Annotated in this window: 12 protein-coding genes and 1 pseudogene; 6 read left to right on the forward strand and 7 right to left on the reverse strand. The window is 72.9% G+C overall.

Annotated features, from left to right (window positions below; genetic code table 11):
* The 5 genes and pseudogenes from ACWJ6R_RS18700 to ACWJ6R_RS18720 form a co-directional block, all read left to right on the forward strand.
* Positions 1 to 635: decaprenyl-phosphate phosphoribosyltransferase (locus tag ACWJ6R_RS18700; protein ID WP_449063458.1), on the forward strand; the 635-nt coding region annotated here is incomplete at its 5' end.
* Positions 632 to 1,977: pseudogene (locus tag ACWJ6R_RS18705) on the forward strand (FAD-binding protein). The gene ACWJ6R_RS18700 and the pseudogene ACWJ6R_RS18705, both read left to right, overlap by 4 nt.
* 55 nt (positions 1,978 to 2,032) lie before the next feature.
* Entirely contained in the window at positions 2,033 to 2,779 is a 747-nt protein-coding gene (locus ACWJ6R_RS18710) for an SDR family NAD(P)-dependent oxidoreductase (protein WP_449063459.1), read from the forward strand.
* Positions 2,780 to 2,886: 107 nt separating this feature from the next.
* Positions 2,887 to 4,002 carry an NAD(P)H-dependent flavin oxidoreductase gene (locus ACWJ6R_RS18715; RefSeq protein WP_449063460.1) on the forward strand — a complete coding sequence of 372 codons (1,116 nt, stop codon included), beginning with the start codon at positions 2,887 to 2,889 and terminating at the stop codon, positions 4,000 to 4,002.
* 150 nt (positions 4,003 to 4,152) lie between these two features.
* On the forward strand, positions 4,153 to 4,503 hold the full coding sequence (locus tag ACWJ6R_RS18720; protein WP_449063461.1) for a hypothetical protein: 351 nt from the start codon (positions 4,153 to 4,155) through the stop codon (positions 4,501 to 4,503).
* A 79-nt stretch (positions 4,504 to 4,582) separates the two neighbouring features.
* Here the strand turns inward: ACWJ6R_RS18720 and ACWJ6R_RS18725 are convergent, their stop codons facing one another.
* From ACWJ6R_RS18725 to ACWJ6R_RS18740, 4 genes are all read right to left on the reverse strand, one after another.
* Positions 4,583 to 5,485: an inositol monophosphatase family protein gene (locus tag ACWJ6R_RS18725; RefSeq protein ID WP_449063462.1), complete on the reverse strand. Its 903-nt coding sequence runs from the start codon at positions 5,483 to 5,485 to the stop codon at positions 4,583 to 4,585.
* Between the two features lie 100 nt (positions 5,486 to 5,585).
* Complete coding sequence (locus ACWJ6R_RS18730; protein ID WP_449063463.1) at positions 5,586 to 5,777, reverse strand: hypothetical protein; 192 nt, start codon at positions 5,775 to 5,777, stop codon at positions 5,586 to 5,588.
* Between the two features lie 378 nt (positions 5,778 to 6,155).
* Entirely contained in the window at positions 6,156 to 6,437 is a 282-nt protein-coding gene (locus ACWJ6R_RS18735; RefSeq protein WP_203871801.1) for a hypothetical protein, read from the reverse strand.
* A gap of 177 nt (positions 6,438 to 6,614) precedes the next feature.
* Positions 6,615 to 7,910 carry an MFS transporter gene (locus ACWJ6R_RS18740; RefSeq protein WP_449063464.1) on the reverse strand — a complete coding sequence of 432 codons (1,296 nt, stop codon included), beginning with the start codon at positions 7,908 to 7,910 and terminating at the stop codon, positions 6,615 to 6,617.
* Positions 7,911 to 7,975: 65 nt separating this feature from the next.
* Between ACWJ6R_RS18740 and ACWJ6R_RS18745 the strand changes: the two genes are divergently transcribed.
* Positions 7,976 to 9,064, forward strand: coding sequence for a DUF5937 family protein (locus ACWJ6R_RS18745; protein WP_449063465.1), 1,089 nt, complete (start codon positions 7,976 to 7,978; stop codon positions 9,062 to 9,064).
* Here the strand turns inward: ACWJ6R_RS18745 and ACWJ6R_RS18750 are convergent.
* The 3 genes from ACWJ6R_RS18750 to ACWJ6R_RS18760 all read right to left on the reverse strand — a co-directional run.
* Positions 9,049 to 9,864, reverse strand: a complete 816-nt coding sequence (locus ACWJ6R_RS18750) for a crotonase/enoyl-CoA hydratase family protein (protein ID WP_449063466.1) — start codon at positions 9,862 to 9,864, stop codon at positions 9,049 to 9,051. The two genes, ACWJ6R_RS18745 and ACWJ6R_RS18750, sit on opposite strands and share 16 nt — an antisense overlap.
* Positions 9,865 to 9,945: 81 nt before the next feature.
* Positions 9,946 to 10,692: a class F sortase gene (locus ACWJ6R_RS18755; protein WP_449063467.1), complete on the reverse strand. Its 747-nt coding sequence runs from the start codon at positions 10,690 to 10,692 to the stop codon at positions 9,946 to 9,948.
* Positions 10,693 to 10,894: 202 nt separating this feature from the next.
* Positions 10,895 to 12,056 (reverse strand): hypothetical protein (locus ACWJ6R_RS18760; RefSeq protein ID WP_449063468.1); only part of this gene is annotated, 1,162 nt, incomplete at its 5' end.

Raw genomic sequence — 12,056 nt, forward strand, 5'->3', positions numbered from 1 at the left:
CGGGCCTGGTCCCGGTCGCGCTCGCGCGGGTCGCGGGGGCCCTGCTGGTGCTGCTGGCCCCGGCGGTCGCCGCGCTGCCCGGCGACTGGCGGCTGCCCGCGGTCGTCGCCGGCTACCTGGCGCTGACGTTCTCCTACACCTACTGGCTCAAGCACCAGCCCGTGGTCGACCTGGTCGCGGTCGCCGGCTGCCACGTCATCCGGGCCTTCGCCGGCGCGGTGGCGGTGGACGTGCCGGTGACGAGCTGGTTCCTGGTGGTGGTCTCGCTCGGCTCGCTGCAGCTGGTGGCGGGCAAGCGCGAGGCCGAGGTGCGCGCCGCGGCGGAGAACGCCACCGGGAACGCCACCCGGGCCATCCTGGCCGCCTACACCCCCGCCTACCTCGCGCAGGTCCGCACCATGGCGTCGGGCGCGATGATCGTCACCTACTGCCTGTGGGCGCTGAACGATCACCCCGGCGGGCCGTTCCACTCGATGAGCATCATCCCCTTCGTGCTCATCGTGCTGCGGCACAATCTCCTGGTGGACCGGGGCATCGGGGAGGAGCCCGAGGAACTCGCCCTGCGCGACCGGCCCATCCAGCTGTTCATCGCGGCCCTCGTGGCCCTCCTGACGATCGGGATATACCTGACATGAGCTCCGCCGCGCCGCCCGGGACGACCTTCCTGACCGGCTGGGGCCGTACCTCGCCGACGCCCGCGCGGCTGGTCCGGCCCGCCACCGCCGAGCAGGTCGCCGAGACCGTGCGGCGGCGCCGGAGCGGGGCGTCGCAGCCCGGGGCCTCGGCCGCGCGTACGGCGACGCCGCCCAGAACGCCGGCGGCCTGGTCGTCGACTGCACCGCGCTGACCTCCTGGTCCCTGGACGAGGCCACCGGCCTGGTCACCGCCGGGGCCGGGCTGAGCCTGCACGACCTGATGGCGGCCCTGGTGCCCCGCGGCTGGTTCGTCCCGGTGACCCCCGGCACCCGGCACGTGACGGTCGGCGGGGCCGTCGCGGCCGACGTGCACGGCAAGAACCACCACGTGGACTCCTCCTTCGGCGCGCACCTGCGCTCGCTGACCCTGGTCACCGCCGGCGGCGGGGTCCGGACGCTGACCCCGGCCGACGACCTGTTCTGGGCCACGGTCGGCGGCATGGGCCTGACCGGGGTGATCGTCGAGGCGGTCTTCCGGTGCGTGCCGATCGAGACCTCCCGGGTCCGGGTGGACGTCGAGCGGACCCGGGACCTGGACCACACGCTGGAGACGATGGCCGCCACCGACGACCGCTACCGCTACACGGTCGCCTGGATCGACCTGCTCGCCCGGGGCGGCCGGATGGGCCGCAGCGTGCTCACCCGCGGCGACCACGCCGCGCGCGAGGAGCTGCCGCGCGGCGCCGACCCGCTGGAGTTCGCCCCCCGCTCCCTGGTCAAGGCCCCGCCGTGGGCGCCGAACGGCCTGCTGAACCCGCTGACCGTCCGGGCCTTCAACGAGGCCTGGTACCTCAAGTCCCGGCCGGGGACCTCCGTCCAGCACCTGGCGCCGTTCTTCCACCCGCTGGACTTCGTGGACGGCTGGAACCGCGCGTACGGCTCGCGCGGGTTCGTGCAGTACCAGTTCGCCGTGCCGTTCGGCCAGGAGGCGACGCTGCGGCGGATCGTCGCGCGGCTCTCGGCCGAGGGCGTGGTCTCGTTCCTGACGGTGCTCAAGCGCTTCGGCCCCGGCACGCCGGGGATGCTCTCGTTCCCGATGCCCGGCTGGACCCTGGCGCTGGACATCCCCGCCGGGCAGCGCGGTCTGGCCGGGCTGCTGCGCGCGTTCGACGAGCGGGTGGCCGAGGCCGGCGGGCGGATCTACCTGGCGAAGGACGCGCGGATGACGGCGGAGACGATGGCCGCGACGTATCCCCGGCTGGCCGAGTGGCGTAAGGTCCGCGACGAGGCGGACCCCGACGGGGTGTTCCGCACCGATCTGGCCAGGAGGCTCGGACTGTGAGGCCGGGTACGGACCCCGGTCCTCGGCGGCCGGGTACGGAGAGGAGAGCGGTCCCGTGAGGAACGCGCTGGGTTCGGTGGACACGGTGCTGCTGCTGGGCGGCCGGAGCGAGATCGGGCTGGCGATCGTCGAGCGGCTGGTCCGCGACGGCGCCCGCCGGGTCGTGCTCGCCGCCCGGGACGCGGCCGGCGGCGAGCCGCCGGTGATCGGGGAGGCGGAGGTCCACCTGCTGGACTTCGACGCCTCCCGCCCCGAGACGCACGGCGAGGTGATCGAGGCCGCCGCGAAGCTGGTCGGCGACCTGGACGTGGTGATCCCCGCGTTCGGCGTGCTGGGCCGGCAGGCGGACTACGACGCCGACCCGGTGGCCGCCGCCGAGGCGGTGGCCGTCAACTACGGCGGGCACGTCTCGGCCGGGCTGTACGCCGCCCGGCGGCTGCGCGAGCAGGGCCACGGGACGCTCGTGGTGCTCTCCTCGGTGGCCGGCATCCGGGTGCGCCGGGCCAACTTCGTGTACGGCTCGGCCAAGGCGGGCCTGGACGGGTTCGCGCAGGGGCTCGGCGACGCGCTGCACGGGTCGGGGGCCCGGGTGATGGTGGTGCGGCCGGGCTTCGTCGTGGGGCGGATGACCGAGGGCATGACCCCCGCGCCGCTGTCCTCCACCCCGGGCCAGGTCGCCGACGCGGTGGTGGCCGGGCTGCGGTCGGGAGCCGAGACCGTGTGGGTGCCGGGCGCGCTGCGGGCGATGTTCGCGGTGATGCGGGTGCTGCCCCGGGCGGTCTGGCGCAGAATGCCGCGCTGAAACCTGTTCTGGCCATTGTTTCCAGTCAATACGGCGGAAATTTTCACCGGAAGATTCTGCACTAGAACGCGTTGCAGTTGGCTGCTCGGCGGTCGTACCGTGGGCGCATGCGGACACGTGTCACGGACATGCTCGGAATCGAGTTCCCGATCTTCGCGTTCAGCCACTGCCGGGACGTCGTCGCCGCGGTCAGCCGCGCCGGCGGGATGGGCGTGCTCGGCGCCCTCTACTTCACCCCGGAAGAGCTCGAGACGGAGCTCAAGTGGATCGACGACCACGTCGACGGCAGGCCGTACGGCGTCGACGTGGTCATGCCCGCCTCCTACGCGGGGGCCGACCTCGGCGTCGACTCCCCGGAGGACCTGGTGGGGCGCCTGGCCGGGATGATCCCCGAAGGCCACCGCAGATTCGTCGACGACCTGCTGGCCGCGCACGACGTGCCGCCGCTGGCGGAGGGGAGCGACGCGGGCCGGGTGCTGCTCGGCTGGACCGACGCCACCGCCCGGCCCCAGGTCGAGGTGGCGCTCCGGCACCCCATCGCGCTGCTGGCCAACGCGCTCGGCCCGCCCCCCGCCGACATCGTCGAGCTCGCCCACGCCCGGGGGGTCAAGGTGGCGGCGCTCGCCTCCACCCCCCGGCACGCGGTCAAGCAGGTCGAGGTCGGCGTGGACGTCGTCGTCGCCCAGGGTACCGAGGCCGGCGGGCACACCGGTGAGATCTCCACGATGGTGCTCGTCCCGCAGGTCGTGGACGCGGTGGACGTGCCCGTGCTGGCCGCCGGGGGCATCGGCGACGGCCGTCAGATGGCGGCGGGCATGGCGCTCGGCGCCGAGGGCGTGTGGACCGGGTCGATCTGGCTGACCGTGGAGGAGGCCGACACCCCCGAACTGGCCCGGCGGCGCATCCTTTCGGCCACCTCCCGCGACACGGTCCGCTCCCGCTCGTGGACCGGCAAGCCCGCCCGGCTGCTGCGGAACGAGTGGACCGACGCCTGGGAGTCGGCCGAGTCCCCCGGCACGCTCCCGATGCCGCTCCAGTTCATGCTGGTCTCCGACGCGCTGCGCCGGATCGGCCGCTCCGACGCCGCGGAGCTGGCCACCTTCCCGGCCGGCCAGATCATCGGGACCATGAACCAGGTGAAGTCCGCGCGCGACGTGGTCTTCGGCATGGTGGAGCAGTACGTCGAGGCCATGGACCGCCTGGAGGGCCTGACGCGGGACTGACCTCCGGTGCCGCGTCCCGGCGGGTCACCCGGGCGGGGGAGGCCGGGTCATCCGTACGGCGGGCGCGACTAGGCGGAACGCGCACTACCGTTGCCTGCGCGCGGCCCGGAGTCACCGGGCCGCACGTGGGCGAGTGCGGAGGAGAACGCGGTGAAGTGGATGTCGTGGCTCGGGGCCGGGCTGCTGGTGGTCGGCCTGGTCGCGGCGGGGCTGAGCGCGTTCGCGTTCTCCCGGGCCGGTGAGACCGAGGCGCGGATCGACGCGAGCCTCCAGGCGGCGGAGGGCCTGCTCCGCGAGGCCGAGTCCGTCAAGGAGAGCGACCCGGCCCGCTACGAGCAGCTGACGGGCGAGGCCGGGCAGCGCGCCCAGTTCGCCCAGTTCGACCAGGAGGAGTACGACTCCCAGACGCAGGGCGCGCAGTTCCTGGCCGCCGGCGCGGTCGCCGGTCTCGCCGGAGGCGCCGGGCTGCTCGTCATCGGCCGCCGCAGGGCCCGCGTGTGACGAGCCTGCCGGGGCACGGACCGTCCGCCGTGGACGGGCGTGACGGTCTCCGGAGAGGAGCCTTCCCCAGGGGCGGCGATCACTCGGCGAGAGGTTCCTCCGTCCCGCCGCCGTGCTCCAGCCGGTCGATGGCGGCCGGCAGGCGGTGGATGTCCTCCGGACTCCTGTCGTGCGGGAGCCGGTCGCCGGGTGGCGACTGGTCGCGGATGAGCTCCAGCAACGCGGTGTGCGTCTCCCGGTCGGCGGCCACGACGAGTCCGCCCGCGCCGGTGTGCAACGGCTGACCGTCGATCCCGGTCACCACGCATCCGGCGGCCCGGCACAGGGCGATCCCGGCGGCGAAGTGCACGCTGTCCCGCAGGCGGCCGTCGGTGACGTACGCGGCGCGTCGACCGGCGGCGACCCACGCCACCGCCAAGGTGGTGGAGACGACACGCGGGTGGAAACGCTCGGTGAACTCCGGATCGGTCAGGAGCCGGGCGGCCTGGAAGGCAGGGCCGTTCGGAAACGGCGGATCCAGGTTGACGTCCACCAGCCGCGAGCCGGACGACGGCGCGAGCCGCTCGTCCACGCCGCTCCGGCGGACGTACGCGTGGATGCCGTCGGTCCAGAACACCTCTCCGGTGAACGGATCGGCGCAGGCCGCCACCGTGGTGTCCGAGCCCACGCGCAGGGCGACGTTCACCGCGACGAGCATGCTGCGCGCGGCGTAGTTGAGCGTGCCGCACAAGGGATCGATCAGCCACCTGCGCTCCGCGCCGTCCGGGCCGGTGCTCCCGCTCTCCTCGGCCGTCACGGCATCGTCCGGCCGAGCTGTGCGGATGACGTCGAGGGTGGCCTTCTCCGCCTCGATGTCCGCGGCCGTGGCGAAGTCGCCCGCGGACTTCTCCAGGCGTGTCAGCGGCGCGCCGTACATGGCCTGCACGACGGCGGCCCCCGCCTGCGCCGCCGTCAGGGCCAGCTCCTCATCGGTGATCACCATGTGCGCAGGATAGATCGAGGCACTTTCCCGCTGGACATGGGCTGTACGGCCGGCGGCTCGCAGGCGGCGGTCTCCGGGGCCTTGTGCGAGACCTGGCGTGTCAGGAATCCGTGAGGAGCTCGGCGGCGGCCTTCGGATCCATGATGTTGGACCAAGCTTGTTCGGCTGGGAGGAGGTGGCGTTCGGGCAGTGCGTACTCGGGGAACCATCCGTCCGTCTCACAGCCGGGAACACGACTGAGGATCATCGCGGTCAGATCGGATGGGACGGAGCCGGTGATGCGGATAGCCACGTAGGTCTCGTTGCCGTCGTCGGCTCGGATCTGGACGCCGAGGCGGAAGCCGGGGAAGTCGGAGGCGTGCTCGTGACCGTCGTGCAGGGAGCCACGGGCGAGGGCACAGATCGTGGAGTTGAGCCGGAGGGTGAACCTGGTGGCGGCTTCGAGCCGGTAGCGATCGTGATCATCCGCTGCACTTTCACCTTGAACAGCACCACATCGTCGATGGCACGTATGCGCTCGTGCGCCGTTCCAGGATCGGTGAACCGCTCGGAAGCCTTGTCCAATAGCGGATGGCTGATCGTTTCGAGGGGAACCCGCGCGGAGGGAATCGGCAGCTTCAGATCGTCACGAAGAGCGCGGAGCGTGGGGCGGACGCGGTGCACGGGGATGTCACTCCTCCCAGTCGCCGGTGCCGCCGAGTTCGTTGATGCGTTCAGGCGACAGACCGGTGAGCAGGGAGACGCTGGAACTCAGGGAGCCGTCCAGAACCTTCATCGACTCGATCATCCCGCGGCGGATGTGCTCACGTTGCTGTTCCATGTAGACGCGGACCGCGGTGGCGACCAGGTCTTTCTTGGTCATCCCGAGGAAATGGGCACCTTGGGAGATCAGCTCGTCGGTCGCCGGGTCGACCTTCAGCGGCGACTGTCGTTTGGCCGAGTTAGGCATCATGGCGTCCTCCTGAGCTCATGGTACCTAGGTACCTCACATTAGGAGGTGGTGCTTCGAGTAAACCTAGAGCTGTCGGGCGTGGCTTGCCGTCAGCGATGCCGGTATCACCGATGATCGGTGGCGCGATCGTACGGCGCGGCCCGCACTCGGCCTCGGCTCGGCAGCATGTGGCGTGCATCATGGATCAGTCGTTGTGCGCGCTGGGCTTCCTGCCGTCCTGGCGGGTGAGGGTCGTGGCAAGGCGACTCCGCGAGGTTTCCAGCCGCGGAAGGCCCGAATCAATGCGGGCATCGTGACCAGCAGGGTGATGCCTCGCAGCACGCCCGCGACGGGGTACGGCGCACGCAGTCCGAACGCGTGCGCCACCAGTCCACCGGCCAGTGCTCCGAGCGGGATCAGGCCCCAGCCGATCATCCTGTAGACGCTGCCCACCCGGCCGAGCAGCCGCGGTGGCACGAGTTGCTGACGGAGGCCGATGGTCACGACGTTCCAGAGCACGATGGTGAAGCCGTTGGCGGCCAGCAGGACGCCGAGCACGGTCGCGTTCGGGCTCAACCCGATCCCGACGAAGACGACGATGTTCACTGCAAGCCCGGCCAACAGCGTTGGAAGCGTCCCGATCGCGTTGATGACGCGCGCGCCGGTCAGGCCGCCGAGCACGCTGCCGAGCGCGGCGCCGGCCAGTAGCAGGCCGTAGCCGCGCGCGTCCAGGCCCAGGGTCTGAGTGGCCAGCAGGACAAGGGTGGCGTTGCCGAGCTGGCCGCAGAAGGTGTTGACGCCGAGCAGGACGGCCAGGGTGCGCAGCAGCCGGTGGCGGGCCAGCCAGCGCAGGCCGTCGGTGATCGCCGTGCGCATCGGCGGATGCTCGACCGGATGGTGCCTGCGCCGGGGCAGGGTCGCCAGCAGCGCGGCGGACAGGGCGAACGAGGCGGTGTCCATCCCCAACGGCGCCGCTATGGCGACCGCGAACAGCAGGCCGCCGGTCGGTGGTCCCAGGAACTGGGAGCCGAGCGTGGTGATCGTCTGCTGGTGGCCGTTCGCCCGGTGTAGCAGGGGCGTGGCGACGAGGTCCGGCACGATCGCCTGGGCGGCGTTGGCCGAGACGACCGCGCAGGCACCCAGGCCGAAGGCCGTGACCGCCAGCGTTGGGATGCCCAAGTGGCCGGACGCGGCGAGGGCCGTGGTGACGGCGGCGATCGCAGCCTGAACCGCCTGGAAGCGCCACATGAGGCCGACGCGGTCGTAGCGGTCGACGAGCACGCCGGCGGGCAGCGACAGCAGCAGCCAGGGCAGGTACGCCGCCGCGGAGACGACCGACACCAGCCGTGGATCGCGTGTGATCGTGGCGGCCAGCAGCGGGGCCGCCGCGGCGAACGCGCCGTCACCGGCGGCGTTGATGCCCGTTGCCCACCACAACCGCCAGTAGGCCTTCGGCAGGCGCGGTTCGGCGGCCGGTGTCGTATCTGATGTCATGCCGGGATCCTCTGGTCCCGGCCATCGCCGTGACAGCTTTTAGCCCGCTGCTACATAGTCGGTCCATGGCTTTGACGGTCGATCTCGGCGTGGCCGAGCTGGCGGCGACGCGGTTGGCGATCTCACCGCTGTCGGAGACGGTGGCCGGCCTGCAGCAGCTGAGCGGCCGCTACCGCAACCCGCTCCACCTGCGGTGGCTGCGGTGGGCGTCCGACGAGCTCGCCACGCGCCCCCTCGAGTTGCCGCGTACCTGGCCGCTGTTGGTGAACGACCGGCCGAGCTGGCCGGAGTTCCTCGTCCCCGCTCCACTCAGCGCGGCGGCGTCGATCGACGACGACCTGGCCGCGCTGCAGGCGACGACGCCACGTCAGGTACGGGCCAGCCTCCGGCGTGTGTTCGGGGAGGAACTTCCCGACGCCGCCGCCGCGCTCGCCGTGCACCCGGTGGCGGGCCTACGGGTTATCGCCGCGGAACTGCGCGTGGCGCACGAGCGGCTCATCGCACCGCACTGGCCGCGGATCCGGGCCGTCCTGGACGCGGACGTCATCCATCGCGCTCAGCAGCTGGCGGCGGGCGGCGCCGAGAAGCTCTTCGCCGGCCTGCACCCGGACCTGCGGTGGTGCGATGGCCGGCTGCTGCTGCAGGGAGCACACTGGCGGGCCGGGCACATGGTCGATCGCGGCCCGGGCGGGCTGGTCCTGCTGCCCGTCGTTCTCGGCCCACCTCACGTGATGATCAAAAAGAGTACGTCCACGCAGACCACCGTGCGCTATCCCGCGCGGGGCGTCGGCGCGTTGTGGACTGCGGGAACGCAGCCACCGGCGGGGAGTGCGGTTCGGCTGCTCGGCCGGGCGCGGGCCGAACTGCTGGAGGCGCTGCGCTCTCCCTCCACGACGACGGAGCTGGCTCGTGCGCTGGGTGTAACGCCCAGCGCGGTGTCGCAGCATCTCGGGGTGCTGCACGGCAGTGGGCTGGTCGCGCGCGAGCGATCCGGGCGCACCGTCGTGTACAGGACGACCACTCTCGGCGCTTCCCTGATCGGGGACCGCCCGAACATCTCTCCGGCCGGACGGCCGGCGGGGAGGGGCCACCGGGACGAGCCGGCGGAACAGGTCTGCATTCGTCAGCCGGGAGGACATCACCGGCCCCGGTAGACCGGTGGGCGCTTCTCGCGGAAGGCGAGGGAGCCCTCCTTGGCGTCCTCGGAGCCGATGACCGGCCAGCCGATGGCGTCGGAGACCTTCAGGGCCTCGGGCTCGGGCAGGCCCTCGGTCTGGCGGCAGGCGCGCAGGATGGCCTGTACGGCCAGCGGCCCGCAGGCGGCGATCTGCGCGGCGGTCTCCAGGGCGGACTCCAGCGCGGTGCCGTCCGGGACGACCCGGTTGACCAGGCCCATGGCCAGGGCCTCCCGGGCGGTGACGGCCCGGCCGGTCAGCAGGATGTCCATGGCGAAGGCGTAGGGGATCTGCCGGGGGAGCCGGACCGCGGAACCGCCCATCGGGAACAGCGCGCGGCGGGCCTCGAACAGGCCGAGGACGGCCGACTCGGCGACCACGCGCAGGTCGGTGCCGACGAGCAGCTCGGTGCCCCCGGCCACGGCGTGGCCCTCGACCGCGCAGACGACGGGCTTGGTGGGCAGCGCGCCGGAGTCGCGCAGCAGGCCCTTCCAGTGGTAGTCGGGAATCTGCGCGGCCCGCTCGGCGACCCGGGGGTCGGACGACGGCCGGCCCATGGCCTTGAGGTCGGCGCCCGCGCAGAAGGTGCCGTTCGCGCCGGTCAGCACGGCGACGCGGACCTCCGGCTCGTCGGAGACGTAGGCCCAGGCGTCGGCCAGGCCGACCAGCATGTCCGTGGAGAGGGCGTTCTTCGCCTCGGGCCGGTCCATGGTCACGACGACGACGTGGCCGTCGCGCTCGATCCGGCAGTGCGGCGTGCTGATCGGCAGTTGTTCCACGGACGACCTCCGTCGTTGCCCCAAGCGCTTGTTAGGTGATCCTAGATCGGCCGCCGCCCGGGCCGCCAGACGGCGCGGAGGTCAGGCCTTCAGGTGGGCGTAGACGATGATGTTGTCCTCGTAGTGCCCGGTCGCCGCGTCGAAGGCGCCGCCGCAGGTGATCAGCCGGAGCTCGGGCGCGGCGGTCTCGCCGTACACCCGGTCGGTGGGGAAGGCGTCCTTGTCCACCCGCTCCAGCTCGTCCACGGTGAAGACGGCGGTCTTGCCGTCGGCGCGCTTGACCTTGACGGTGTCGCCGGGCTTGAGGGTGTGCGTCCTGGCGAAGACCGCGGGCTTGCCGTAGGCGTCCACGTGCCCGAGCAGTACGGCGGGGCCCGCCTCGCCGGGCGTCGGGCGGTGCTTGTACCAGCCGACGAGCTCCGGGCGGTCCAGTGCGGGGACCTCGACGGTCTGGTCGGCGTTCAGGCCGACCGGGTCGATCGGCGCGCCCTTCACCCCGATCGCCGGGATGTCCAGGCTGACCGGCTCGGACCCGCTCATCGCCTCGGCGGTGCCGAACGCCGGCTTGCCCGCGGCGCCGGATGATTTGTCGGACTTCTTGGACTTGCCCGACTTCGAGGACTTGCCGGAGTCCTCGGAATCCCCGGACTCCGAGGACTCCGGCGCCTCGGATCCGGCGGAGTCCTCCTGGACCGAACCCGGGAGCGGGAGGGCGGAGGGCGGGTCGTTGGCCAGGGCGGCGCCGGTGACGAGTACGCCGCAGAAGATCGCCAGGGCCGCTCCCGTGGTGACGGCGATGCGGCGCTTGGACGGAGTGGAGCCGGACATGGCCGGGACACCTGCCTCAGGTCGGGGTGGTCGGATCGGGTCCGGGGGAGACGGTCGGTCACCGGGCCGGGGACCACCGGGCGGCCGGGTGCGGCCTGGGAACGGGGGCCGGGACGGGAAAGCCGCCCGGGGCCGGGGGTGCGGACCCGGGGATCGGGTCCGCACCCCGATGGAGCGCTGGAGCGTCGGCTCCGGTGGAGCCTCAGCCCTGGCGGCCGAAGCGGCCGAACAGGGCCGCGCCGGAGCCGCCGGCGATCAGCGTGCCGCCGAGCGCGAGCGCGGCGAAGGGGGAGGAACCGGTGCCGGTGGTGTTCGCGGCGAGGTTCCGCCCGATGAGGCCGCCGCCGGTCTGCGCGCCGCCCCGGGGGGTGTAGGTGTACGAGTAGATCTTCGTGTAGACGTTCGTCTGCGTGTGGACGTGCGTGTGCGTGTGCGCGCCGGTGCGCGCCCGCGGGCTCTTGACCGTCAGCCGGGCCGAGGACTTCTGGCCGGTGGGCAGCTTGGCGGTGAACCAGTAGGAGCCCGCGTCGGTGCTGGACGGGACGTGGAACCGCTTGATGGCGGCGCCGTTCCGGTCGAGCTTGAGGGTGAACCTGCGGCCGACCGGGTCGACGAGGGTGACCGGGGTGCCGGGGGCCACGTACGTGGTCGCGATCAGCGCGGTGAACCTGCCGCCCGCGGTGACCGTGTCCGGGGTCAGGTCCAGGGCGATCCGGCCCGCGGGCAGCGGCGTCCTGACGACGGTCAGGGCGGCGGAGTCGCGGGCGCCGTCCGGCAGCGAGGCCGAGACCGTGTAGCGGCCGGGCTTGGCGCCCTTGGGCACGGTCAGGGTGATCCGCGCGCAGCCGTGCGCGTCGAGCTTCGCCCGGTGGAGGCGGCCGGCGAGGTCCTTGACGGTGACCACGGTGCCGGGCTTGGCCTTCTTCGTGCTGATGAGGGCCTGGAAGGTCTGCCCGGCCCGGACGCTGCCCGGGCTGGTGCGCAGGTCCAGCGAGGCGACCGGCGCGGCCTTGACGACCGCCCAGGTCTCGATCGGCTGGGCGCGGTCGACGCTGACGCGCAGGGTGTGCTCGCCGAGGCGGGCGTCGGCCGGGACGGTCATCCCGATGACGGACCGGCCCGCGCGGATGACGCCCGCGGCGCTCCGGCCGCCGATGCCCCGGATGAAGACGCGGGCCCCGTCCGGCACCTCCAGGGTGCGGACCGTCACGGTGTAGGCGCCGCCGCGCACGATGACGCCGGGGGTGACGACGGCCGAGTCGATGACCGGCCGCTTGACCTCCACGACGTCGCCGGGCGGGGGGTTCGGCGCGGACCCGGGACCGGGCTTCTCCGCCGGCGGCGCCGGGGCGGGGTCCTGAGCG

Source organism: Planomonospora algeriensis (assembly GCF_977012225.1).

Coding starts and splice junctions, on each gene's coding strand:
- ACWJ6R_RS18745 (WP_449063465.1), top strand. CDS start 7,976: ATGGCTTTGACGGTCGATCTCGGCGTGGCCGAGCTGGCGGCGACGCGG.
- ACWJ6R_RS18740 (WP_449063464.1), bottom strand. CDS start 7,910: ATGACATCAGATACGACACCGGCCGCCGAACCGCGCCTGCCGAAGGCC.
- ACWJ6R_RS18715 (WP_449063460.1), top strand. CDS start 2,887: ATGCGGACACGTGTCACGGACATGCTCGGAATCGAGTTCCCGATCTTC.
- ACWJ6R_RS18725 (WP_449063462.1), bottom strand. CDS start 5,485: ATGGTGATCACCGATGAGGAGCTGGCCCTGACGGCGGCGCAGGCGGGG.
- ACWJ6R_RS18755 (WP_449063467.1), bottom strand. CDS start 10,692: ATGTCCGGCTCCACTCCGTCCAAGCGCCGCATCGCCGTCACCACGGGA.
- ACWJ6R_RS18735 (WP_203871801.1), bottom strand. CDS start 6,437: ATGATGCCTAACTCGGCCAAACGACAGTCGCCGCTGAAGGTCGACCCG.